Raw genomic sequence first — 23283 nt, forward strand, 5'->3', positions numbered from 1 at the left:
TACAATGCTTTCCATGATGTGAGTAGCTATTTATCCCGATTTCACCGATTTCAATCCTACACACGATACCAATACTGATAAATCTCTTCATAACCGATCTTGTCATATAGTTTGATAGCCGGCGCATTACCCAGCACGACGAGCAAATAGCTATATTCGGCGCCGTGCCGCTTGCCTCAGACTCAGTGCAGCAGGTTGAGCACGACATGTTCTCCAAATCCCCGGTTGCGGACTTCAAGATCCGTCACAATCTCATAGCATCACGCTCTTTCGAGAAATTCCAACCGATTTCCGAACGGATCCAGCAAGTAGAAGCGATGGTATCCCTCCAGAGGCTCATCTTCTACAATGCCGATAGTGTTCGCAAGCACATGCTCGCGCAGCGCCCTCAACCCCTTCACTTCAAAAGCGGGATGCGCTTTCTTCGCAGGCACGAATGGCTCCTGCACACCGATATGGACCTGCTGGCTGCCGCAAACGAACCAGACGCCGCCCCGTTTTTTCAAATTACTAGGCTTCTCGATCTCCGTCATGCACAGCACATGCCCATAGAAATGCCGTGCTGTGTCTTCGCAATTTGCAGGCGCCGCCAATTGGACATGGTGGATGCCTGAATAGGAAAAAGACATACTCCCCCTCCTTCGTGTACATGCACATCGGTATTTATCGTTTACGCGGAATGATATAGGCGCGTTCTTACCGTTCGAATCCCAGCTTCGGATAGAACTGCGTCGCCTCGGGCGCAGACAGCAGAATTAAAGCCGTCTCGTGAACTATTGAATTTCTTAATTCGAGTTTGATACGGCTTCGTTACTTCCCCCAGAATATTGGAGAGGTTGGAGAGACGCTATTCTATCCATTCGGCCTTTCCAATCACTATCCCCCACATCGCCGATAACGACGCAACGGGTCAAATCCACCCTATAGTCGGCGGCCGCTTGCAGCAGCATACCCGGGAGCGGTTTGCGGCACTCACATTCATCATTTGCCTCGTGGGGGCAAATATAAGCTTGGTGGAACCCGTAGGAAGCGAACTGCTGCTCGAATTGCTCCACGCTGGCCTGTCCTTGCGCTATTCGGTGTTGATTCGTAAACGCAAACACAAGCAGCCCCGCTTCCCGCAGCAGCCGGAGCGCTGCGGCTGAATTCGGGTATAGCTGAAAGTCATTCGGGTGAACGAAATGACCCGTTCCGCCAATCGTACCGTCTCTGTCAAGGAATACCGCTTGAATCGGCTTCATTAGGCTCAGATCCTCCTATGTTAATCTTTATTCAATTCCTTCACTAAATAAAGCACCAAATCATCATCCACCCGCACCATCTCCCCCGGCTCGACCCGAACATTATCATAATGGACGCCATTGCCGTCCAGCACATATCCGCGCTTGCAGTACATGATCTGCGCTTTCCCGTAATCCTGGAATAATCCTACACCGACGCCGATGCGTCCCGTGCGAGAGGCAGCGACAGATTCGAATTCATCGAACAGCTTGCTTGCTATGCCCCTTCTCTGATAGTCCGGGAACACATTTAAGTCGTTGATTTCGGGAATCTCCCGCTCCTGAAAAGGCGGGTAATCGGACTGAATCTTCAAGTGCGCGCACCCAGCCACCTGTCCGTCCACATAACCGATGAAAGAGTAACGGGTTTCGTTCTGATTTTCGCGGAAGCACTTCTCGAAATATCCTTCCGGCCGGCTTATGCCTCTGCCCGCAAACGCATCTTGAAGCTGTTGAATCTGCGCTTCCTCGTGAAAAGGAACAATCGTAATGACGCTGTCCATACTGTTCATACCTTCACTCCCTATAAATTGAAGCTTTCCAGGCTTCCAGTAGCCTTAAATTGATGTGCCAGATCATCGTAAGCAGCTTTAAGCCATGGATGAACAACCTTTAACTGCTCTCGCTGCTGCCATAGATGATGAATATATGCGAAGGCCGCATCATCCAATGATACATCAAGCTGGTTGAGCATTGCCTCCCGATACGGTGGAGCTCCAGGTTGATCCCACGCCAGCTTATCCGCAACGAACAAGATTTTATCCATCAAGGAGGCGCCCGACTTCAACGTCGTATGACATTCGATGGCACTTAATACGTTCACGTCACGAATGCCGAATAGCTCCTCCGCTATAACCCGTGACAGCTTCTGATGAATAATCATTGGGAACGTCTCTTCCTCTGGCAGCACTTCAAGACCTAAGCTGCGCGACACAGCGATGCGTTCGTGGTTGGGAATGACCGCACTAATATCGTGCAAATAACCTGACAGCAGGGCGGCCTGTGGGTCCGCGCCATATAAGTGCGCAATCCGCTGTGCTTCCTGCGCCACGTCGAAGCAATGGTCAGCTGTCTGCAGGCAGCCATGCAGCTCTAGAAAAAGACGCATATCGCGCTCCGTATCCCCTGTAAATTCCATGTCCTTTGCCAATGCTTCCAATATGACATGCATCTCCGTCAACCTCCGATGATTGTTCAACAAGTCCTTTTTGAACATGCACTTTGAGTGGTCAAAAACGTGCTACGTATCCGACGACCTCCCCGCTGCCCGGATGAATAACGACCGTAATCGGCCTGAGCCGTTCATCATGATTGGTGTGAAAGGTCACCGTAATCCACTGTTCGACCTTGTCTCTTATCTTTTCGAAAATATGCGCCTGTGCTTCGCCTACCGGAAAAATCATAAGATGTTCATTCTTGCGGAACGAGACGTCCGCCTCTTTCCAATGATTGATAACGCCGACTTGCTCAGCTTCGTTCAAACTGTGCCACGCCACGGAGCGATACGTATCCTTCATGGATTCGGAGAGCTGCAGCGGTGCGGATTGGTCGGATGTTTTGTAGATGATTGTGCCAGTTAGCATAAACAACATAAGCAGCACAACCCCTAGTTGAACCGTTTTCATAGGATCCCTCGGTTAACGCTGGTTCATCGTTACTATGATGACAACAGCTTATTGTTGGCTCCCGGTCCATTCTCTTCTTAGCAGCGAATAGCAATCGTGGTCATAGAATTGGCCCAGGTATAAATGCTTGTCGCGGATAACGCCTTCCCTTACAAAATAAAATTTTTGCAGCAATAGTGCCGAGCGCTCATTGTCCGGATATACGATGGCCTGAATCCGATTCAGACCCATCCGTTCGAAGCCAAAGGCAAGCATGGTCGCCAGCACCTCGCTCATATAACCACGCCCCCAATATTCAGGGCTCAAGTCATAGCCGATTTCTGCTGCTAGATTCCTTCTGTCCCAACCATGAAAGCCGCACGTGCCCATACGCTCACCTGTATCCTTATTCAGAATCATCCAGCGATTATGCCCCTTGCTATCTGGATCAGCGTAACACTCAATCAATTCGTGCGCATGATCGATATGCGTGTACCGTTCCTCATCCAACAGGAACTGGCATACTTCCTCGCTTCCGAAATGGCGCAAAATAAACGCCGCATCCTCTGCATTCACCTGTCTCAGGGCACATCGATCCGTTTCTAAGTCGGCAAATATGTTTGTTCTCTCATTCATGATGCATGGTCTCCTTGTATTCTGATCACGTGTTCTACACAACCACGTCTTCCATATCTTTCAATTCTCTTTGAAACACTATAATTCCTAGCTAAAATTCGATAAAATGTTTTTTTCAACCCTTTTTGCGGTATGTAGACATGAAGTCATTTTTTCGTATCACGTATTTTTCCACCTTCAAGCCACTATATTTAATTTGATATACACCTCTGCCCGCCTTCATGTCACAAGTGAACGAACTGCCGCCGGCGGCAGCTTAAGGAGAGTGAACCATGATTGAATTCAACCATGTATCCAAGACGTATCCCGACGGCACCAAGGCCGTAGACGACTTGAATTTGCATATTGAGCAAGGAGAATTTTTCGTGCTAATCGGCCCAAGCGGATGCGGCAAGACGACCACGATGAAAATGATTAATGGGCTTATCGATACGACGGATGGCGATATTCTCATCCATGACAAGAATATCCGCGATTACAACTTGTACGAATTGCGCTGGAATATTGGCTACGTGCTGCAGCAGATCGCTCTGTTCCCTCATATGACGATTGAAGAAAATATTGCCGTCGTGCCCGATCTGCGGAGATGGAGTAAGGACGATATTCGCAAACGCGTTGACGAGCTGTTGGATATGGTCGGCCTCGATCCCGACACCTACCGCAGCCGTAAGCCGCATGAGTTATCAGGCGGACAGCAGCAGCGGGTGGGGGTCGTTCGCGCGCTCGCAGCCGATCCGGACATTATACTCATGGATGAACCGTTCAGCGCGCTCGACCCGATTAGCCGCGAGCAGCTGCAGCGGGATATCGCCGATCTGCAGAAGCGCATTCGGAAGACGATTGTCTTCGTGACGCACGATATGCAGGAGGCGCTCGCGCTGGGAGACCGCATCTGCCTCATGCGGGATGGCGAGGTGGTACAATGCGGCACGCCACAGGAGGTGCTGCAGCATCCCGCCGACGACTTCGTCAGAGACTTCATAGGAGCCCGCGCTGCTGCGCCTGTCTCAGCGATGACAGACGATATATTGCCGTTGGAACAAGTATTGCAGAAAGTGGAAGCAGAATGCTTATCAAATGATGCGGCACCGCTCTCTTCCCAGGCTTCGTTATCCGAGATGCTGTCGCGGCTCGCGCAAGAAGATGACATTCCCATCGAACAAGACGGAGAGTTGGTCGGAACCGTCAATCGGCAAGCGGTCGTCCAATTTCTAGCTGAGCGGATGGAAGCGAGGGGAATCGGATGAGTCGATTATGGAGCACTTTTATCGAACGTCAGGAGCAGCTCTTGAACGCCCTGCTCGAGCATATTCAGATCTCATTTATCGCTTTGCTGTTTGCCATCCTCATCGCGATTCCGGTGGCCATCTATTTAACCAGGCATCCGAAATGGGCCGAACCGATTATCGGCACGTCCGCCGTGCTGCAGACGATTCCTTCACTCGCATTGCTTGGATTGCTCATTCCGCTCGTCGGCATCGGCAAGGTTCCGGCTATCATCGCGCTTGTGCTGTACGCGCTGCTTCCAATACTGCGCAACACGTACACGGGCATTAAAGAAATCGATCCGGCGCTAATCGAAGCTGCCCGCGCCATGGGCATGAACCATCGCAAGCGTCTGTTGCGCGTAGAGCTTCCGCTCGCTCTGCCCGTTATGATGGCGGGAATACGAACCGCCATGGTGTTAATCGTCGGTACAGCAACCTTGGCCGCGTTAATCGGAGCAGGCGGGCTAGGAAAGCTGATTCTGCTCGGCATCGATCGCAACGACAACATGCTTATCATGCTGGGCGCGATTCCAACCGCGCTCTTAGTGCTGCTGTTCGACGTCATGCTGCGGCTCGCAGAACGGCTGTCACAGAAAGGATCGTTGAGATTCGTTGGAATTGCCATGCTGGCCGCTATCCTCTTCATCGAGATTCCCTTTGCATGGGGGTCTGGCCAGAAAGACCTGGTCATCGCCGGCAAACTCGGCTCAGAGCCGGAAATTCTGATTCAAATGTATAAGCAATTAATCGAACAGGACACTGACTTGAAGGTAGAAGTGAAGCCTGGCTTCGGCAAGACATCGTTCGTGTTCAATGCGCTGGAAGCCGGTGAAATCGACATTTATCCAGAGTTTACCGGTACAGCGATTACGACGTTCATGAAACAGGAAGCCGTCAGCACGGATCGCAGCAACGTGTACGAACAGGCGAAGCAGGGCATGGCAGATCAGTTCGGCATGGTCTTGCTGCAGCCGATGGAGTTCAACAATACGTATGCATTGGCAGTGCCAAGTGCTACCGCTGAACAATATCAATTGAATACCATTACTGATTTGAAGCAGATGGCCTCGAACTTGAAGGCAGGATTTACGCTTGAATTCTCCGATCGGGAAGATGGATATAAAGGGATTCAACAGCTGTACGGCATACAGTTCCCGAATTTGGTCACGATGGAGCCGAAGCTGCGGTACAGCGCCGTCGAGACGGGAGACATCACGCTCATCGATGCCTATTCAACCGATAGCGAGCTGAAGCAATATGAGCTTAAGGTGCTCGAAGATGATAAATCATTATTCCCTCCATACCAAGGCGCTCCCCTCATGCGTAAGGAGACGCTCACGAAATATCCCGAGCTGGAGAAGACGTTGAATAGGCTCTCCGGTAAAATAACGGATGAAGAAATGCGGAAAATGAATTATGACGTGAATGTGGGAGGCATTCCTGCCGAAGAGGCAGCGCGAGACTTCCTGCAGCAAGCGGGGATATTGAAATAATCCATTTTGAAGGCAGAGCTGACCAGCTCTGCCTTGTTTTTTTATTACGTTGATAGCTTTCGTTAAAGAGTTAATTGATATACGATTTCTCGCGCTTCTTCCCGCACAATGCCGGTATCATGAAATCCGCGTTTCCGGTAAAAGCGCTGCGCGACCTTATTGTCCTCGTGAACGGTCAACTGAATGACGCTGCACTCGGGAAATTGGGATCGCAGTTCATTCATGCATGCCGCAAACATTTTCGTTCCATATCCCTGTCTTTGGTACGCCTTGTCTATAAAAAAACCGCAAATCCAATAATTATCGCGGCTGCCCGGAGTATACGAATAATAGAAAAATCCGACCATAACGCCGTTTATATATACTGCGTATGGATCGATCTGTTCGTCATCCGGGCGAATGTAGGCGGATGCCAACGATTCCGCGACGGTCGGCACCCATTCCCGTTGGGAAGGATGAACTTCCAAGTCGAGCGCCGTCTCCCAATTCCCCTTATGTACCGGTTCAATGGTTAGCTGCAACACTAGCTCTTGTTGCTTCATGTTGTTGACTCCTTTTCGAATACCTGTTGTAAAAATTGATGCACCTTGTCCCGATATCGTTCCTTATTCGTCGGGTAGGCATTGGCATGGATCGCATCGTCGATGATTAATAGCTCGCTTAATCCAATTCGCTTCTGGTTATGAATATCGACGCTCATCTGCGTCGGCACGAACGTATCCTTATTCCCGTGTATAAGGAGCAGCGGAATATCCTTATCCTTCACCTCATCAATCGGCTTCACCTGTCTCATCGAGAACTTCGCTGTCTTCTTCAGGCTTCGGTCCAGCAAGCCCATAAACGGGAACAACGGAACATGGTTCAGCTGTTTCAATTGATATTTCATCAGCTCTTCCATGTCGGAATAAGGGCAGTCCGCAATAATGAACTTCACGTATTGGCTGATGCCGGCATACATGAGCACCGTCCCGCCGCCCATCGATTGCCCATGCAAACCAATTAATGCGTCTTTGCCTGCGCGCCGCCTTACAAATTCCACCCAAGCGTCTAAATCGTCACGTTCATGGAAGCCATAGCTCGCATACGTCCCTTCGCTGCGGCCATGGCCTCTCTGATCGATGAGCAGAACATTGAATCCTTCATCTGCGAACAGGCTGATGAACTGTGCCGAGATGATATGATTCGCGGTATAGCCGTGTACGAGAATAATGACCTTATTACCTTCCGGATATCGCTCGATATAGTAGCCTCTTAACGCGTGTCCGTCCTTGGAAATAATGCTGACATCTTCCTTCGGAATGCCTTCGAATTCTGCTCTTGTCAACAGCCCGAAGCCTTCCACCGTCGTATAAGCGCTGTCCAGCGAGCTTCTCTCCCACAGCGTAACCTGCCGAAATGCATGGCGGCTTACGGCCGTGATTCCTATCAGCAGCAGGACAATAACTCCTGCCGCAATTATGAATAGCCACATGTTAGATCACCCTTTATGTCACGTCAATCTCATGGTATGCAATACGGCATTCGCACCAATTGCTCATCTAAAGCATATCGCCTTCAGGATGATTTGGCTATACTTAATATCGCTTTCATTTCTTTCCGCGCAATCCAGAACGTCCATCGGACTTGCTCGAGCCAAGCCTCATCCGCAACCCGAGTCGCATAACTTGCCTTCAGACTTCAGTTATGGAAATTAATCGGCATGATACCGCCTCCGATATTAATTCTTCGATTCCAGATGTTTCAAATAAAATAGGATGCCGGCTCTGTCCACGCTTGAAAATTGCAGCGGATCTTCCCGCATCATATCACGCAAAGCATCGACAGGTATCCAGCGCACATTCGTCGTCCCATCTCCCGATGTCAAGAGCGTGCCTGACACCTTGCAGCGAAAGTAGTATCCAACCGAATCGAATGGTCCGCGGATGGTCTGATAAGCAGCAAACGGCCGAATGCATTCCACTTCGAACTCCGATTCGATGCCCGCTGTATCCACCTTCGTCTCATATCCCTCAATTTCGACGATATCCAGACCAGTCTCTTCTTTCACTTCGCGGCGGAGCGCTTCTGTCAACGATTCGTATGGCTCGATTCTGCCTCCAGGGAGCTCGATGGTGGCCGGTTGATCCGGCTTTGAGCGGTTCTGGACAACAATTTCCACGCCGTGTTGATTGTTCCGTTCAATAATCGCCCTTGAATTGACGTACCACATCTTTTGGTTCCTCCTCTGCATCTGTGACACCGGCATTATTGCTCAGCTATGCTGTGGCCTCTAAATTTATCATTTCTATCAAAGCTTACAAACCGTGTGCCTTGAAAGGTCAGTCTGCCGCGATCGCCCTCCGCCATCATGCCGAAATCCCGCTCCTTGATCTGAAACTCCATCCGGTCCCCGCTCTCCACTTCGAACGTCGTGTAATACAACGTGACGGTATGATGATAAAAATCTCCATCATGGGCGTGATGATCCCTTATCTTCGTCCGCTTGCCTACGACGAGCGCTTCCACGGCCAGCAGCGGCTGCTTATTGTTATAACTCCATTGGGAGATTCCTTTAATCAAGCTGAAAATAATAATTCCAAATACGACTATGAAGCCTAGCGGGATAATCGTGGTAATAAAGCTTTCCATGGGACTAGGGGAAAAAGGCGAGAACGAGAAGTTCATGTTGACCTCCTTATGAAAAAATGAGCTCACGAGCTCATTAGTATGGAACGGGCTGTTGTGAAGCGAGCGCGCACGTTCATTATATACGATGCAGAGGAAAAGATTAACAACATTTTCAACGCAACACAACCCCATTCCAAGCGGAACAGGGCTGACTGTTGTTTCTATGCTGGGTTATTACGCCTTTCTTTTCAACGCGTCTGAATAGAGCTTGGCGATACGAGATATGATGTCGAGCGATTTACACGTGCCGCTGGCTTCCATCGCATGATCAGCATCCGGAATGACGGTAATCTGCAACTGGTCGTTGACCATAATCTGGCGGTGTTCTTCTTCACCGAACAACGGATCCTTCGAACCGTAAATGACACTGCCAGAAGAGTGAAGCATGTAAGGAATCGCATCTTGTATAGGCGTTAGTATAGGACGGGTAGCTCACATGAATATTGTTTTCCCGGAAACAGCACGACCAAAGAGTCGGAGCCGCATGTTATGAAGCGATGGCTCGTATTCACACCCCAGCTTGACGGTTCTTGATGGATATGTACATTCAATGCCATCTCCCCCTTCGGTCAAAACAATTTAAAACATTTCATCCAGCAAAATATAGTAATTCACCTTGTCTTCATCCACCGCTTCAATTCCGTATCCTTCCAGAAACGGCTGCCTATACTTATCCGTTCCGAAGTTATGCATCATACTGCGTATCGCAATGCCAATATCTTGGTATCGATCCGCCAATCCGCATCGGCCCAAATCGATGAAGCCGCTAATCTTTCCTTGACGCAGTAAAATATTCGGCAGACAGTAGTCTCCATGCGTGAACACGATATCTTCTGCGTTCGGACGTTCTTGAACGAGCTGTTGATACAATTCTGCTGCCGACTTGCCCAGATTGTCCTCATTGAAATCCTCTTCATCGACGAGTCCCGCCAGAAGCCGTTTCTCGGCTTCCGCCAGCTTGCGATCCAACCGATTATCTATCGGGCATTCCTGTGTATCGACCCGATGGAAGAGCGCCAATCCCGCTCCAAGCAAACGCGCCGTATTTTCTGGTCGGGACAGCTGAGCCGGAGAGCAGCACATGTCACCTTCAACCACAGACATGAGCAAGAAGTCATAGCCGTTCGTTTCTTCGTAATAGAGCAACTCTGGCACCTGCAGCTTGCCTTGCAGCCATTCCAGCGCGCGTTTCTCCGATGCGAGCGTTGTCTCCCAACCGCTGGGGGCCACTTTCAAATAGGCGGCTTCAGCAGCAGGCGTCTGCACTTGAAACACACGTGCGCCCGACATGCCGATGCTGTCTTGCACCCAGTCATTCTCGCCTATATGCTCCAGCAGCGCATCAGGAAATGCGATCTCTTTCATCATATCCGGGACACTCCTATTCTACGAATTGCGTATCCAATACTTGCAAATTCCTTCCTTCAGTTCGGCCAACTGGCCTCCGTTCGCCTCTGCTACCTTTCTCGAACGAACATTATCCTCGTCAACCGTAACTAATACTTCAAGGAGCCCCTTCTCTCGGGCTTTGCCTACAAGCTCTCCAAGCAACAAGGTGCCATATCCGTTGCCGCGTGCGGAAGGCCGGATGACATATCCGATGTGCCCTCCCCTTTCCAGCAAAGAATCGTTCAAATATTTCCGCAGCTTGCCGTATCCGACAGGTCTGCCGTTCACATATAGCCAGTATATCGTTTGCGGCACATATTGGGGCGGAAGATTAATGCCGTGGGACATTCGCCAATATTTTTTCAAATATGCCCGGAAACGATCGGCAGGCACACCATATCCGCTATTGGCAAATCCACTCTCTCCCGGCCCGATCTCCTGCAGCATGTCGTAGATGTCCGCGCCGTCTTGAATCGTCAGCTCCTTCAATTCCACTTCTGCAGTCATGACATCATCTCATTTCATTAGAGTTTGCACAACGGTCCGCAGTGTTTCATCCTCTGGGACGAATAGCTTCAACGTCTTTTCTAGCGGGTAAGCCTCGATGAAATCGCACCCTTTTTCGGTCGCTTCCACCAAGGAAGCGCTTTGCTGCAGGATATCCCATCGGTTCAGAGGCACATATAACAATCCCGCCGCGTCATCGCCGGGACACCCTCCCGGTTATCTGATCTTACTCGAACAGCACGACCTTAGGTGTTACCACATGCTCGCACAGCAGCGTATATAGCTGCCCCCGATGATGGACAACGTGGCACAGCACTTCGAGCAGCCATTCATATCGAGTATACGTTACACCCCAATAGGATGTCTTCGTTTCCAGCAACTCTTCGAGCGTAAAGCCTGAAAAGGCTTGGACTAAATCTTCATGATGCCCGCGCAGCGCCTTCTTCATTTCCTCCAGTGTATTAGGGGTATGAAGGCGGTAGAACTCATCCATCTGCTCCTGCGTCGCCTCGTTCATAATAAGCCAGTCCGCTTGGCAAATAAGGGCGATATGGGACACCATCTCTTGAATCGAACGTTTATCTGGAATCGGCTGCTTCGTGAGATCCTCCTCCGTCAACTGGTCCATCATGTGATGGACCGAACGAATGGCAATATCCAATTGGTGAAACACGGTATCTACTAGCTGGCTCAACTAATCATCTCCTCATGGAGGTCTTAAATAAATGAAACGTTACACCGTTTTTGATGCCTTTTCCGTCCGATTTTCCTTTCTCTTATCGAGGAGACGGCTGCCTTGCTCCATAGCGATGCACAACACCATTCCCAGTATTATGCCGTTGTTCGCCAACGTCTTGAGCATACCGGGAAGCTCGCCTACCGCTGAAGCAGGAATGAACATGCACCCGATGCCGATCATGAGCGATACGCCGACAATGAACCGGTTCCGGTCATCCATTGGCACTGCCTGAAATTCCTTCAAGCCGATCCCTATCATGGAAGCGAACGGAATAAAAATAGTCGCATACCCGACAGGCATCGGAATCGAGGAGAAAAAGGCTGTCAACGCGGGAAAAAAGCTGATTGCCATCATAAAAATACTAGCAATAATAAATGGTAGCCGCTGATAGATCCGCGTAGCCATTACAAATCCGGCCGTACCCGAAATCGGCACGCAGCCCATGGCGGAAAAGATTCCGCCCAACGTCGTATTGGCGCCCATAATAAGCATCGTGCGATTATAAGCGATCGGCTGCTGCTGCTTCCCTGCGTCCTTCATGACGCCTTCCATGACCCGGATGCTGGTCATCATGTTCGTGATAAGCAGCAAGCTGATAAAGACCGCCGTCACCCCGATGCCAACGTCGAATTCGGGCATGCCCCAAGCGAATGGCTGCGGAGCGGCGAACCACGTCCGCGAAGATGCGGGCGGCTCGGTCACTCCAAGCGCGAGAAACAGCAGCCAGCCGATGCATAGGCTGATGAGAACCGAATAGTTGCGGAGAAATGGCCGGGAGCTGCGCGGCAAGAGCATCGATATGACGAGAGTAATGAGCGCGGGAATCGCTACCCGTAGATTGATCTGATCGGAGGACAAATAACCGATCCCCATCATCCCTTTCATGAATGAACCGCTCAGCTGCGCGACGAGCAGCAGCAAGTAGGTTCCGACGACCAATGGAGTGAACAGCTTCGTGATGGCCTCTGTGCAACGCAGCAAAGCGATGACGACGAAAATAATGCCCGCGAGGAACATCCCCATCTCCAGCTGCTTCAATCCGGCGTCCAGTCCTAAAGTACCGGAAGCGATAAGACCCGCATAGACGGAAAACACGCCCCACCACAAGCCTGCCGGATTCTCCATAATCGGAAACCGGTGGCCGAACAAGGTCTGCAGCAAACCAGACACTCCAATCAGCAAAAAGGTGCGCTGCATGAAGCTTGAAATCTCCTCTGGGGCAAAACCGAATGCATGGCCTACCGCCAGCGGAGCCACCAAGCTTCCTGCCAAAATAAAAACGACCCACTGAAACGATGAAAAAAACAATTTCATGATGTCTATCACCTGTGTTCTACATAAAATGGTATGAAGCTATGCCTAAGTGCGTGTTCAAGTAGGACAATTTCAGCACCGTGAAGGTTATGAATCCAGCCCGTACTGCTTCATTTTATAGTATAACGCACCGCGGGAAATACCGAGCTGGCGAGCGGCCTTCGCCTTGTTTCCCTTCGTCCGCTGAAGCGTCTCGCAGATAAGCGCACGTTCCATCTCCTCTGAATGGGCGCTCAATGGCAGCTCGGGCTGCGTCAAATCCGTCAACGTCATGAGACGCGCATAATCGGGAAGTTCCCGTGCCGTAATCTCGCCCTTATCCTGCACGGCAATGACGGCATAAGCCATCGCATTGCCCAACTGAGGCAGGTTGCCAGGCCAATCAAATGCAGTCAAGGCGGCCAACGCATCAGAGCCCAGGACGGGAACTGGGATTCCCGCTTTGTCAGACGCCGCAGCCAAGAACAGACGGCACAACTCAGGAAGATCTTGCGTTCGTTCCCGCAGCGGCAAGAGATGCTGAATCTGGAATGAATAATATAGCTCCTCAACGAGCCCCGCATGCTGCTCCCTTGAAGCCTCTTCCGCTACGGAAGCTACAATTCGGCATTGGAGCGGCACCGGCGCCGAGCCGCCTGAGCGATAGTAGCGCCGATCATGCATCGCATTCGCCAGCTTCTCCTGCAGCCGCTTCGGCAGCACGTGAATATCCTTCAAATAGATGCTTCCCTGCTGTGCTAGGTCCAGCTTCCCGGCACGCTCCTCATCCCCGTTGTAGCCGAACAACTCTGCTTCAAGCAAGCCGCTCGGAACGGCGCTGCAACTGACCGACACGAAATTCCCCTCGCACTCGTTGTGCCGATGCAGCCATTCGGCGAGCGATTTCTTGCCGACGCCCGGCTCTCCCATAAGGAGCAGCGGAGTCGCCATCCGTCCTGCTGCCGTGAGATGCTTCCAATCTTCCGGCTTGAACGAGAACACCTCGGGAGATAGCTCCCGTTCCCCTGGGTTGCTATACATCTCGGCGCTCAGCTTCACGTATTGCGTCACGTCGCGCTCGATCGAAATAGCGCCGATAAGCGTGTTATCCGTACTCAACACCGGCGCCGCATTGATCATGACGTGCATGCCCGGCCGCGGCTCATGGTACACCTGGCGGACCGCTCGGCCGCCTTCCATGACTTGAAAGAGCATAATGGATTCCCTCTGAAAGAAATCACCGATTTTTTTGCCAATAATCTCTCCACTGTCAATTCCGTATGTTTTCTCTGCTGCTGGATTCCAATAGATGACGTTCCCCTCTGTATCAATGATAGAGACCGCATCGTTCGTCGTCTGCAGCAAACATTCGAGAAATGCTTGCATCTCTTGTAGTAGAATCATTCGAACCACCGATTTTTCTAGAGGCTGTTCAACAAGCGCCCTCTCGAGCACAATATTTCCCGGTGCTGAAAAGTTCACTTTTTGAACATACACTTCTAATATTTTCTTAAATTATGGCAAACCGCTTCTGAAAATGCAACGAAAAAGACAGTAGGGCTGCTGGCATGATAACGCCCGATTTCCATATCATTCTAAAAAATGTGTTTACAATTCCAAATTTATATGATTATAATTAATCACAAATAGAATATGTGTATATTTTTTGAACACTTTTGTTCGCGGGAGGAGCATTTCGGACATGGAAAGTCTGATGAGAAATGCATTTCTATTTCTTTCGAAGAATAGGACGGCCAATCGCACCGCCAAGAAATACGGGTTGCGGTTCGGCGCGAAGCGGTTCGTTGCCGGAGAGCAAATTTCGGAAGCGATTACAGCGGTGCGAGAACTGAACGATAGAGGCATTGTCGTGACCTTGGATCATTTGGGTGAATTCATTTCGACGACGAACGAAGCGGTAGAATCCATGCAATACTGCATACGCACTCTGGACGAAATTGCTGCTAGTGGAGTCAAGGCCAATCTTTCACTCAAGCTGACACAACTCGGCTTGGACATTTCGCGCGACCTATGCCTGAGCAACATGCGCTCCATTCTCGAGGCCGCATCACGCTACGATAATTTTGTGCGTATCGATATGGAGGATTACGCGCATAACGAAGCCTCTATCGAGCTGTTCTGCCAGCTCCGCGAAGAGTTCGGCAGCACGATTGGTCTTGTCATTCAAGCGTACTTGTATAAGAGCGAGGAGGACATCATCAAGCTGCACCGGTACCAGCCGAATTTAAGACTGGTGAAAGGCGCTTACAAGGAACCGCCCGAAGTCGCCTTCCCGAAGAAGGAAGACGTCGACAATAATTACATCCGGATCATTGAACAGCATCTCAAGAACGGAGATTACGCAGCCATTGCCACCCACGACGATAACATCATCAACTCCGTCAAGACCTTTGTAAAAGCAAACAACATTCCTCTCTCACAATTTGAATTCCAAATGCTATACGGTATTCGCACTCAGGCACAACAGCAGCTGGCAGATGAAGGCTACACGATGCGCGTGTATGTCCCATATGGTGACGACTGGTATGGTTATTTCATGCGCAGACTGGCAGAACGTCCGGCCAACGTCGGATTTGTCGTGAAGTCCATGTTTAAATCATAAATCATCCAATCATTTGAAGGAGGCGCAATTATGACTATGGTAGAATACCGCAATGAACCGTTCACTGATTTCTCGCAGGAGGCAAACCGCAAAGCGATGCAACAATCGTTGGAGCGGATCGGAGAACAACTTGGCCGTACTTATCCACTTACGATTAATGGAGAGAAAATAACGACAGAGAAGCTCGGCACGTCGATTAACCCCGGCAACACCGATCAGGTCGTCGGGTTGATGGCGCAGGCTGATTCGACGCTGGCCGATCAAGCGATTGCCTCGGCGGATGCCGCTTTCCAGCAATGGCAGTATGTTAGCCCTGACGAACGCGCAGGCTACCTGTTCAAGGCATCTGCCATCATGCGCCGCCGTAAATTCGATTACGCGGCATGGCTCGTATACGAAGCGGGCAAGAACTGGGCCGAAGCGGATGCAGACGTAGCCGAAGCGATCGATTTCCTGGAATTCTACGGCCGTGAAATGATTCGCCTGAGCGGTCCGCAGCCGTTGACGCCGCTTCCGGGAGAGGATAACCGGCTTACCTATATTCCGCTCGGCGTCGGCGTTGTTATTCCGCCGTGGAATTTCCCGCTCGCCATCATGGCCGGCATGACATGCGCAGCCATCGTATCCGGCAATACAGTCGTGCTGAAGCCAGCCTCCACTGCTCCGGTCATCGCAGCGAAATTCGTTGAACTGATGGAGGAAGTCGGACTGCCTGCGGGCGTACTCAACTTCGTGCCGGGCTCCGGCGGTGAAATTGGCGACTTCATCGTCGATCACCCGCGGACACGGTTCGTATCCTTCACCGGTTCACGCGATGTCGGACTACGCATCAATGAACGCATCGCGAAGCCTGCGAAGGGGCAGATCTGGATCAAACGTCTTATTGCGGAAATGGGTGGCAAGGACGGCATCGTCGTCGACCAGTCGGCGAACCTGGATGAAGCCGCAACCGCAATCGTCCAGTCAGCCTTCGGCTTCCAAGGGCAGAAATGCAGTGCAGGCTCGCGCGCAATCGTTCATCAAGCGGTGTACGACGAGGTGCTGGAGCTCGTCATTGCGAAGACAAAGCAGCTTACCGTAGGTCCAGCCGATGAGAACTTCGCCATCGGTCCGGTCATCGATGCGAATGCATACGGCAAGATTCGAGAATATCTCGAAGTCGGCAAAACGGAAGGCCGCCTAGTCGCCGGTGGAGACATTGCGGAAGGCAATGGCTATTATATTCAGCCGACCGTCTTCGCCGATGTCGAACCGACCTCGCGCGTCATGCTGGAAGAAATCTTTGGTCCGGTGCTTGCCATATGCAAGGCTAACGATTTCAAGCAGGCCATTGATATTTTCAACAATACGGAATATGGCTTGACCGGCGCAGTGTTCAGCCATAGCCGCGAACACCTGGAGTACGCCAGACAACGCATGCATTGCGGCAACCTATACTTCAACCGCAAATGTACGGGCGCACTGGTTGGTGTGCATCCATTCGGCGGCTTCAATATGTCTGGTACGGACTCCAAGGCGGGCGGACGCGATTACTTGCTTCTGTTCACGCAAGCGAAGCTCGTATCAGAGAAATGGTAACGAACTCTTTCTATCTCTTATGAACGGTACTCTCACCTGCACGGCAGCATCTTTGCCGTGCAGGTTTTTCTCATGCCCGCCTCTATCGAACAGCCCCGGATACCACTGGACCATGTTTGCCGCCCTTCCGCTCGGACAGGTCTGAATGCCGCTAAAGAAAGCATATACTGGATCATAATTTCCCACATGCAAAACAAGCACCAACCCTATCTATGCAGGCTGTCGAACGATTGCATATTATCGCCAAACAAAGGAGGGAACTTATGAAAACAAAGGGCTTCGCCCTTATGCTTGCAGCATGCCTTGTCTTGTTGACATCTGTGCCCCTATCCGCGTTCTCGGGAGAACAGCGGCTCGGTTCAGGCTCCTATTCTACGCTGCCGCCTAACGGAACCAAAAACGCGCAGACAGGCCTATACCGGGCTGGCCGGATTTCCGGTGCCATGCCAACGAACCGCTGGTGGAGCAGCTTGGCATGGAATACATACTCCGAGGCCCAATATCCTCACCCGCTTGCAGTCAAGAATGAAGCGAACGGAATGAGCGTTTATGCTCCCGGCCCGCGCATTGCCGCACATCCCGCCTGCATTTGCGGCACGATGAGCGACACACCCGACTTCACCGTAGGCCATACAGGCGCCTCTTCATTCACAGCAGCCTCAGTAGACGGTTACAGCGATTGGTTCGTCAATGCGCGCTACGAAGCCGGAAGCCGATCCATGAATGCCTCATACGGACTTGGTTCCCCCTATGTGTACTTCACGTTTCATGGCGGCAGCCCACAGCTCTCCTTCACCGCCTCCCCGACTATATGGTCGGGTGATGAGCAAGCTTCCGTGCTCGGCATTACAATCGACGGCGCGCATTACGGGCTATTCGGACCTTCCGGAGGCACATGGGACGGCATTGGCACGGACACGCTGACGAATCGCCTGAACGGGAAATCATACTTCGCCATCGCCGCGCTGCCAGACAATCGTCCGGATACGCTGGAGCAGTTCCGCCGCTATGCATACGCCCATGTCACAGATACGAAGGTGGCTTGGTCATATAATGCGGATAGAAGCGAGGTCCAGACGACCTACACGTGGACGACGTCGGTGAAGGAAGGTGCCGAGCAGGGCACTATCTTCGCATTGTATCCGCATCAATGGAAGCATACCGATGCTGCACTGCTGCCTTACGAATACGACAGCGTCCGCGGGGTGATGAAGACCGGGGCCGGGAACAGCTTGCGCACCGCAATGAAGTTCACGGGCGTGCTCCCTTCGCTTCCATTCAAGCTTAGTGTGGATGAACGCGCTGCACTGCAAGGATATGTGGATGAGGCGCAGGCCGAATCCTATTCGGGTGCGTCCGGCACGCATCAGACCGGCAAACGTCTGGGCAAGCTGGCCGCTCTCGCGCCGATAGCCGAACAAGTCGGTGATGCCGCAGCCGCGCAGCAGTTCCGCTCTGACATGAAGGGCATTCTGCAGGATTGGCTGAAAGCGAGTGACGACACAGAGCGTCTCAAACGTTCCAATCTGTTCTATTATAATGAACGATGGGGCGCCCTAATCGGCTATCCAGCGGAGAACGGCTCCGACACGGAATTGAACGACCATCATGTGCAATATGGCTACTTTATCCGGGCAGCGGCTGAAATCGCGCGCATCGATCTAGATTGGGCCAGCGACGACGAATGGGGCAAGATGGTCAAGCTGCTCATTCAAGATATCGCCAATGCGGACCGCAACGACACGCGCTTTCCGTTCCTGCGCGGCTTCGATCCGTATGCCGGGCACTCGTGGCAATCGGGCCGCGGCCAGTTCGCCGACGGCAATTACAACGGATCGCCTTCTGAAGCGATGAACGCATGGTCGGGGCTTATTTTGTGGGGAGAAGCGACAGGTGATACCCGGATACGCGACTTGGGCATTTATATGTACACGACGGAAATGAATGCGATTAGTGAGTATTGGTTCGATGCCTACGAGACGAAGCAGCGGCAAGATTTCTCCCGCACCACCGCCAGTATGGTGTGGGGCGGCAAGACGGCGAGCAGCGGGTGGTCGGACCGACCGGAGCAATCGTACGGCATGAGCTGGCTGCCCATCACCGCGGCTTCTCTCTATCTGACGCACCGTCCGGATTACGCCGACAGGAACTATGCGGCGCTGTTGGCGGAGAACGGAAGCATAAGCTTCAATCTCTGGGCAGACATCGTCTATATGTACCGCGCAGCCTCCGATCCCGAGGAAGCAGCAGCGTTATTTGATGCTCATGCCGAGGCCATGACACCGGAGGCAGGCAATTCCAAGGCGAACGCCTATTATTGGATTCGCAGCTTGAATGTGCTGGGGCATGCCGATCCGGCGGTGAGCGCCGACTATCCGCTCTACGCCGTATTTAATAAAGACGGAGCAAGGACGTATGCCGTCTACAACATGACGAACCGGGCCAAAACCGTCACATTCTCTGACGGCACACAGGTGAAGGCTGAGCCATCAGCCTTCGGCATCGCCTCCGTCGGAAATGGCAGCATCGATATCGTCCGCCCAGAACCCGATGACGGCGATGTTCACATCCTGCCCATTCCCGTTCATAAGGAATAAGACAGCTTCTGATTGCAAGTCATGTGTTCACTCATAAGGCACCCCCATGCAGCACCCTATCGGGGTGCCTCTTTTTTGCAGGAATGTATATTCCCAATGTCGAAAATAAGAAGGCTAAACCGATAGCGTCCAAGAAAGGGATAAGAAGCCATGGAGCAACGAAAGCAAATTGATCCTCTGTTAATCGAATTAGCAGACATCTCTAAGCCGTTATTCGGCTTGCAAATCGAGTCTTGGCAGCCAATCGCTCGCGGTTGGCTCAATTTAAAATGGAAAATCACAACGGAGCAAGGGGAATTCGTGTTAAAGAAATACCATTCGAACCGATTCAAAAATGTTGAGGTGCTTACTCGTGCATTGCAGCAGCAGCAAAGGCTGCATGAAGCAGGCATTCCGTGTCCCAAATTGATGGCCGATAAGGGGCGGCTTCTTCACGCTTCCTCTGCGAACGAACATTTCATCATCATGGATTACTCCACCGGAGAAATCGTTAAACCAGGCCATTTCAACCGACAGCAAATGGTTGATCTCGGCTGTGTTACTGGTAAAATCCATCGAGTCTTGAATGATGGGACACTTGGCATGGAAAGCGAGCCGCAATTTGTTCCTCCTGAACGGAAGGAAAGAATACTGCATTGGCAGAATGCGCTCGTGGAGGCGCAGCACAGTAATAACAGGCAAATAGCAGCCAACATCGAATTGCAAATGAACGTAACAGAAACGTTGGACCTTGACGCTTTTTCCGAGTGTAAAACAGGTTGGGCCCATCGTGATCTATGGGTGGATAACCTGCTATTTCACAAAGATCGGGTGTCGGCGGTTCTCGATTTTGATCGGCTCCACTTTGAGTATCCTGAGATCGATGTGGCGCGGGCCATATTGTCATGCGTATTGCATCATGGACATTTTCACCAAGAGCTTGCCTCGGCATTTCTTGAAGGTTATCGGACGGAGGCTGATTTTCCTTCCGGATCGTTAGTCCGCGCATTGCGCTTGCTTTGGTATTTGGAGAGCATATGGTGGATCAGCGCCAATATGGAGAAGCATAATGCCGTTCAGACCCGATTTGCGGAGGAAATGCTGTGGTTAGCCCATAACAACGAGCAGCTTCCGTTAATATTGGGAGACATATAGCTGCGTATACCCTAACCGCACATGGAACATAAAAAGGCGCACGATCCCATCGTCAGAGATCGTACACCCCATTGAACTAGAAGTTCATCGTATAAACAGTTAACTTTGCCAGGCTTTTCAGGCAAGGCTTAGGCTTTACTGCTCCGCCGACCATTTCTCCGCATCGTTCTGCAGGTCTGACAATGTTTTGCCGATATCGGTCGGGTTGCCATTCGCCGCTTGGCTGATGAACCCGTTGATGACCGGCACCATGCGCGTATTGTAGAACGGATTCGCCTCGTCGAGTAAATTTTTGCGCGCGATATCCGCCAGCTCCATCGCCTTGGCCGTATAGATATCCTTTTCATCCACGAAATCGGCCTTCTTCAGCGTTGGCGTAGCCAAGGAATTTTCGTAAAAATACTTTTGCGTCTCGTAGCTCGTCAAAAACTTCATCACTTCCCATGCCGCCTTCTCATCCTTCACCTCCTTCGCCATGACAATCGGGTCGACGGCAACCCAGCCTTCCCCATTTGGCCCCATATTCAACACAGGCACGAAGCGTTCGACCAGATCGGCGCTGCCCGAGCTCCGGAATTCGTTGAACGCCGCCCCGCCGCTCGAATCGATGGCAATCGCGATGTTATTCTCCTCCATGCCGAAGTTCTCCGCTCCCTGCCCGTTGATGAATGCTTTCGGCGCCAGCGGCGCGGCTTCCTTGAACCAGTCCAGCACTTTCGTCATCTCAGGCGTATTCAGATTCCATTTCAAACTTTTCAAATCATTGAGGCTGCCTTCCACACCATTGACGTTATACGCGTAGGACAGCGCCACAAAGGTCGATTGATTCAAGCTGTTGCCGCTGAACCAGAGACCATAGTTCTGCTTGCCTGTCTTTGGATTTTTGCCCGTCATCTTTTTGGCCTTCTCCAATATTTCTTCTGGAGTCGGATTCGCGGACAGCGGCTCGACGCCCCATTCCTCGAACATCTGCTTGTCATAGACGACCATCCGTTTGCCAAGAATGATCGGAATGCCGAATTGCTTCGTCCCATCTAAGGAGCGCACGCTGAAGGAGTACTTGAAGGCACCTTCCAAATAAATGCCCGGATCGAACGATTTGTCGTTCGCGATGAGGTCATCGATATCCTGAATCAGCCCCTGCTGGTAAAACTGATTCGCATAGGCTCCGCCGGTATATATCAGATCGACGTCCTTCGAGAGCAGCATCGCTTTCTGCTTCGCCATCGCATTCTCCCACGGAATCTGCGTCACCTTCAACTCGATGTTCGGGTACATCTTCTTAAATGTGTCTTGAACATATGGACTGAAGCCGATCGTCTTGCGTCCGGTCAACGTATCGACGCCATTTTCCATCGCCCAGCCCGCAACCGCAACGCGAACCGTGCCCGTGATGTCCGATACCTTTTCAATATTCCGGTCTCCGCCGCCGCCAGAAGTTGCGCCGCCTGAACACGCACTGACGAGTAGAGCCATGGACATGAAGAGATAAAGCCATACCGATTTTTTCATACCGATTCCCCTCCGTTCATCACCTGCATCATACAAGACCGTATTTCCTCGCATTATTGCTTGATGCCCGATAAAGCGATGCTTTCCACGATATATCGCTGTAGGAACAAGTACAGCACGAGCACCGGAAGCAAGCTTACCGTCGTCGCAGCCATGATGATAGCCGGCATCCGGTTCAGACCTTGATTGTATGTGAACATTGCCAACCCGAGCTGAATGGTGTACTTTCCCGCGTCGCTCAAGACGAGCAAAGGCCACAGCAAGTCATTCCATACTCCCAAAAACTGCAAAATAATAATCGTTGCCACAATGGGCGTACAAAGTGGAAAATAAACCCGCCAAAACACGGTACCTTCCCTTGCTCCGTCGATAATGGCCGCTTCGCGCAGCGTATTAGGCAACTGGTCGATGAACTGCTTCGCGAGAAACGTTCCGAATGCATAGTTCAATGCCGGCAAATAGAACGCCCAATAGGAATCGAGCAGGCGCAGCTTGTCAAACAACAGATATTGCGGAATCATCGTCATTTCGAACGGTATCATCATCGTGCTGAGCGCCACGACCAAGACGACACCGGCACCTCTAAACCGAATCTTAGACAATGCGTAGCCAGACAATAGTGCGGATAGCAAGCTGACGATGATGACGCCGACGGCGACGATGATGGAATTCAAAATGTATTTCAGCATATCGATATTAAGAAACGCAACTTCGTACGTGCGAATGGAGAATTGTCTCGGGAATAGCCGCGGCGGAAATGGAATGTTCAGCCGGGCGCCCCAATCGAAGCTAGTGATGAGCATCCATAAAAAAGGGACGATCATGACGAGCGATCCCAATGAAAGGACGGTCACAAGGAATATACGGCCCATGCGCTGATTGCGCTGCTTCGAAGGAAGACGCGGGGACCGCCCCGGTCGGACAGGCTTATTCGCGTTCCAGGAATTGTGTTCTGCCATCCCG

26 protein-coding genes are annotated in these 23283 nt (G+C 51.5%); 6 read left to right on the top strand and 20 right to left on the bottom strand.

The features are described from left to right. Positions 1-56 precede the first annotated feature (56 nt). The 7 genes from A372_RS38860 to A372_RS0127765 form a co-directional block, all read right to left on the bottom strand. A complete protein-coding gene (locus A372_RS38860; protein WP_267934093.1) occupies positions 57-146 on the bottom strand; it encodes a GNAT family N-acetyltransferase in 90 nt (29 codons plus the stop codon). A gap of 114 nt (positions 147-260) precedes the next feature. Further along, on the bottom strand, positions 261-629 hold the full coding sequence (locus tag A372_RS0127740) for a VOC family protein (protein WP_019424196.1): 369 nt from the start codon (positions 627-629) through the stop codon (positions 261-263). A 156-nt stretch (positions 630-785) separates the two neighbouring features. After that, positions 786-1241 (bottom strand): HAD-IIIA family hydrolase, encoded by a 456-nt coding sequence (locus A372_RS34855; RefSeq protein WP_019424197.1) that lies wholly within the window; start codon positions 1239-1241, stop codon positions 786-788. 20 nt (positions 1242-1261) lie between these two features. Then, entirely contained in the window at positions 1262-1792 is a 531-nt protein-coding gene (locus A372_RS0127750; RefSeq protein ID WP_019424198.1) for a GNAT family N-acetyltransferase, read from the bottom strand. Positions 1793-1803: 11 nt separating this feature from the next. Beyond that, positions 1804-2451 (bottom strand): bis(5'-nucleosyl)-tetraphosphatase (symmetrical) YqeK, encoded by a 648-nt coding sequence (gene yqeK, locus A372_RS0127755; protein WP_019424199.1) that lies wholly within the window; start codon positions 2449-2451, stop codon positions 1804-1806. Positions 2452-2509: 58 nt separating this feature from the next. Next, positions 2510-2905, bottom strand: coding sequence for a hypothetical protein (locus A372_RS0127760; protein WP_157259751.1), 396 nt, complete (start codon positions 2903-2905; stop codon positions 2510-2512). A 48-nt stretch (positions 2906-2953) separates the two neighbouring features. Then, positions 2954-3520 (bottom strand): GNAT family N-acetyltransferase, encoded by a 567-nt coding sequence (locus A372_RS0127765; protein WP_019424201.1) that lies wholly within the window; start codon positions 3518-3520, stop codon positions 2954-2956. A gap of 272 nt (positions 3521-3792) precedes the next feature. Between A372_RS0127765 and A372_RS0127770 the strand changes: the two genes are divergently transcribed. Together A372_RS0127770 and A372_RS0127775 are read left to right on the top strand one after the other, a co-directional pair. Next, positions 3793-4767 (top strand): ABC transporter ATP-binding protein, encoded by a 975-nt coding sequence (locus A372_RS0127770; protein WP_019424202.1) that lies wholly within the window; start codon positions 3793-3795, stop codon positions 4765-4767. Beyond that, a complete protein-coding gene (locus A372_RS0127775; RefSeq protein ID WP_019424203.1) occupies positions 4764-6281 on the top strand; it encodes an ABC transporter permease/substrate-binding protein in 1518 nt (505 codons plus the stop codon). The genes A372_RS0127770 and A372_RS0127775 overlap by 4 nt, the downstream gene beginning before the upstream one ends. A 62-nt stretch (positions 6282-6343) precedes the next feature. Here A372_RS0127775 and A372_RS0127780 read toward each other — a convergent pair whose 3' ends face one another. The 11 genes from A372_RS0127780 to A372_RS0127830 all read right to left on the bottom strand — a co-directional run bounded on the left by A372_RS0127780 (position 6344) and on the right by A372_RS0127830 (position 14280). Beyond that, positions 6344-6823 (bottom strand): GNAT family N-acetyltransferase, encoded by a 480-nt coding sequence (locus tag A372_RS0127780; protein ID WP_019424204.1) that lies wholly within the window; start codon positions 6821-6823, stop codon positions 6344-6346. Further along, positions 6820-7752, bottom strand: a complete 933-nt coding sequence (locus tag A372_RS0127785) for an alpha/beta hydrolase (protein ID WP_019424205.1) — start codon at positions 7750-7752, stop codon at positions 6820-6822. The genes A372_RS0127780 and A372_RS0127785 overlap by 4 nt, the downstream gene beginning before the upstream one ends. A gap of 246 nt (positions 7753-7998) precedes the next feature. Next, entirely contained in the window at positions 7999-8490 is a 492-nt protein-coding gene (locus A372_RS0127790; RefSeq protein WP_019424206.1) for an NUDIX hydrolase, read from the bottom strand. Positions 8491-8525: 35 nt separating this feature from the next. Next, positions 8526-8945 carry a DUF2500 domain-containing protein gene (locus tag A372_RS0127795; RefSeq protein ID WP_019424207.1) on the bottom strand — a complete coding sequence of 140 codons (420 nt, stop codon included), beginning with the start codon at positions 8943-8945 and terminating at the stop codon, positions 8526-8528. Between the two features lie 177 nt (positions 8946-9122). Continuing rightward, complete coding sequence (locus A372_RS0127800; RefSeq protein WP_019424208.1) at positions 9123-9335, bottom strand: hypothetical protein; 213 nt, start codon at positions 9333-9335, stop codon at positions 9123-9125. 192 nt (positions 9336-9527) lie between these two features. Beyond that, complete coding sequence (locus A372_RS0127805; RefSeq protein WP_019424209.1) at positions 9528-10316, bottom strand: APH(3') family aminoglycoside O-phosphotransferase; 789 nt, start codon at positions 10314-10316, stop codon at positions 9528-9530. Between the two features lie 18 nt (positions 10317-10334). Continuing rightward, positions 10335-10844 carry a GNAT family N-acetyltransferase gene (locus A372_RS0127810; RefSeq protein WP_019424210.1) on the bottom strand — a complete coding sequence of 170 codons (510 nt, stop codon included), beginning with the start codon at positions 10842-10844 and terminating at the stop codon, positions 10335-10337. 9 nt (positions 10845-10853) lie between these two features. Then, positions 10854-11018 carry a hypothetical protein gene (locus tag A372_RS37710; RefSeq protein ID WP_157259752.1) on the bottom strand — a complete coding sequence of 55 codons (165 nt, stop codon included), beginning with the start codon at positions 11016-11018 and terminating at the stop codon, positions 10854-10856. Between the two features lie 52 nt (positions 11019-11070). Beyond that, positions 11071-11538, bottom strand: coding sequence for a DinB family protein (locus A372_RS0127820; RefSeq protein WP_019424212.1), 468 nt, complete (start codon positions 11536-11538; stop codon positions 11071-11073). 39 nt (positions 11539-11577) lie between these two features. After that, the gene (locus A372_RS0127825; protein ID WP_019424213.1) at positions 11578-12897 is read right to left on the bottom strand and encodes a purine/pyrimidine permease; all 1320 of its coding nucleotides are present in this window, start codon (positions 12895-12897) and stop codon (positions 11578-11580) included. Positions 12898-12984: 87 nt separating this feature from the next. Further along, positions 12985-14280, bottom strand: a complete 1296-nt coding sequence (locus A372_RS0127830) for a sigma-54-dependent Fis family transcriptional regulator (protein ID WP_019424214.1) — start codon at positions 14278-14280, stop codon at positions 12985-12987. A gap of 298 nt (positions 14281-14578) precedes the next feature. On the opposite strand from A372_RS0127830, the gene A372_RS0127835 reads away from it, so the two are divergent. The 4 genes from A372_RS0127835 to A372_RS0127850 all read left to right on the top strand — a co-directional run bounded on the left by A372_RS0127835 (position 14579) and on the right by A372_RS0127850 (position 20808). After that, complete coding sequence (locus tag A372_RS0127835; RefSeq protein WP_019424215.1) at positions 14579-15499, top strand: proline dehydrogenase family protein; 921 nt, start codon at positions 14579-14581, stop codon at positions 15497-15499. A 30-nt stretch (positions 15500-15529) separates the two neighbouring features. After that, the gene (pruA, locus tag A372_RS0127840; RefSeq protein WP_019424216.1) at positions 15530-17077 is read left to right on the top strand and encodes an L-glutamate gamma-semialdehyde dehydrogenase; all 1548 of its coding nucleotides are present in this window, start codon (positions 15530-15532) and stop codon (positions 17075-17077) included. A 263-nt stretch (positions 17078-17340) separates the two neighbouring features. Continuing rightward, positions 17341-19674 carry a glycosyl hydrolase gene (locus tag A372_RS34860; protein ID WP_019424217.1) on the top strand — a complete coding sequence of 778 codons (2334 nt, stop codon included), beginning with the start codon at positions 17341-17343 and terminating at the stop codon, positions 19672-19674. A gap of 150 nt (positions 19675-19824) precedes the next feature. After that, positions 19825-20808: a phosphotransferase gene (locus tag A372_RS0127850; protein ID WP_019424218.1), complete on the top strand. Its 984-nt coding sequence runs from the start codon at positions 19825-19827 to the stop codon at positions 20806-20808. A gap of 135 nt (positions 20809-20943) precedes the next feature. On the opposite strand, the gene A372_RS0127855 is transcribed toward A372_RS0127850, so the two are convergent. Both A372_RS0127855 and A372_RS0127860 read right to left on the bottom strand, forming a co-directional pair. Continuing rightward, entirely contained in the window at positions 20944-22320 is a 1377-nt protein-coding gene (locus A372_RS0127855) for an extracellular solute-binding protein (protein ID WP_019424219.1), read from the bottom strand. Positions 22321-22373: 53 nt separating this feature from the next. Continuing rightward, positions 22374-23279, bottom strand: coding sequence for an ABC transporter permease subunit (locus A372_RS0127860; protein ID WP_019424220.1), 906 nt, complete (start codon positions 23277-23279; stop codon positions 22374-22376). Between the last annotated feature and the right edge of the window lie 4 nt (positions 23280-23283).

This window comes from Paenibacillus sp. OSY-SE (assembly GCF_000283315.1).
Lineage (GTDB): Bacteria > Bacillota > Bacilli > Paenibacillales > Paenibacillaceae > Paenibacillus_B > Paenibacillus_B profundus.

Bases quoted from the DNA above. Each gene is read 5' to 3' on its own strand.
- A372_RS0127795 (WP_019424207.1), bottom strand. From the start codon at position 8,945: ATGAACTTCTCGTTCTCGCCTTTTTCCCCTAGTCCCATGGAAAGCTTT.
- A372_RS0127850 (WP_019424218.1), top strand. From the start codon at position 19,825: ATGGAGCAACGAAAGCAAATTGATCCTCTGTTAATCGAATTAGCAGAC.
- A372_RS0127800 (WP_019424208.1), bottom strand. From the start codon at position 9,335: ATGCTTCACTCTTCTGGCAGTGTCATTTACGGTTCGAAGGATCCGTTG.
- A372_RS34855 (WP_019424197.1), bottom strand. From the start codon at position 1,241: ATGAAGCCGATTCAAGCGGTATTCCTTGACAGAGACGGTACGATTGGC.
- yqeK (WP_019424199.1), bottom strand. From the start codon at position 2,451: ATGCATGTCATATTGGAAGCATTGGCAAAGGACATGGAATTTACAGGG.
- A372_RS0127785 (WP_019424205.1), bottom strand. From the start codon at position 7,752: ATGTGGCTATTCATAATTGCGGCAGGAGTTATTGTCCTGCTGCTGATA.
- A372_RS0127805 (WP_019424209.1), bottom strand. From the start codon at position 10,316: ATGATGAAAGAGATCGCATTTCCTGATGCGCTGCTGGAGCATATAGGC.
- A372_RS0127855 (WP_019424219.1), bottom strand. From the start codon at position 22,320: ATGAAAAAATCGGTATGGCTTTATCTCTTCATGTCCATGGCTCTACTC.
- A372_RS0127830 (WP_019424214.1), bottom strand. From the start codon at position 14,280: ATGATTCTACTACAAGAGATGCAAGCATTTCTCGAATGTTTGCTGCAG.
- A372_RS0127770 (WP_019424202.1), top strand. From the start codon at position 3,793: ATGATTGAATTCAACCATGTATCCAAGACGTATCCCGACGGCACCAAG.
- A372_RS0127775 (WP_019424203.1), top strand. From the start codon at position 4,764: ATGAGTCGATTATGGAGCACTTTTATCGAACGTCAGGAGCAGCTCTTG.
- pruA (WP_019424216.1), top strand. From the start codon at position 15,530: ATGACTATGGTAGAATACCGCAATGAACCGTTCACTGATTTCTCGCAG.
- A372_RS0127825 (WP_019424213.1), bottom strand. From the start codon at position 12,897: ATGAAATTGTTTTTTTCATCGTTTCAGTGGGTCGTTTTTATTTTGGCA.
- A372_RS0127780 (WP_019424204.1), bottom strand. From the start codon at position 6,823: ATGAAGCAACAAGAGCTAGTGTTGCAGCTAACCATTGAACCGGTACAT.
- A372_RS0127835 (WP_019424215.1), top strand. From the start codon at position 14,579: ATGGAAAGTCTGATGAGAAATGCATTTCTATTTCTTTCGAAGAATAGG.
- A372_RS0127765 (WP_019424201.1), bottom strand. From the start codon at position 3,520: ATGAATGAGAGAACAAACATATTTGCCGACTTAGAAACGGATCGATGT.
- A372_RS0127810 (WP_019424210.1), bottom strand. From the start codon at position 10,844: ATGACTGCAGAAGTGGAATTGAAGGAGCTGACGATTCAAGACGGCGCG.
- A372_RS0127760 (WP_157259751.1), bottom strand. From the start codon at position 2,905: ATGAAAACGGTTCAACTAGGGGTTGTGCTGCTTATGTTGTTTATGCTA.
- A372_RS34860 (WP_019424217.1), top strand. From the start codon at position 17,341: ATGAAAACAAAGGGCTTCGCCCTTATGCTTGCAGCATGCCTTGTCTTG.
- A372_RS0127740 (WP_019424196.1), bottom strand. From the start codon at position 629: ATGTCTTTTTCCTATTCAGGCATCCACCATGTCCAATTGGCGGCGCCT.
- A372_RS0127860 (WP_019424220.1), bottom strand. From the start codon at position 23,279: ATGGCAGAACACAATTCCTGGAACGCGAATAAGCCTGTCCGACCGGGG.
- A372_RS0127750 (WP_019424198.1), bottom strand. From the start codon at position 1,792: ATGAACAGTATGGACAGCGTCATTACGATTGTTCCTTTTCACGAGGAA.
- A372_RS0127790 (WP_019424206.1), bottom strand. From the start codon at position 8,490: ATGTGGTACGTCAATTCAAGGGCGATTATTGAACGGAACAATCAACAC.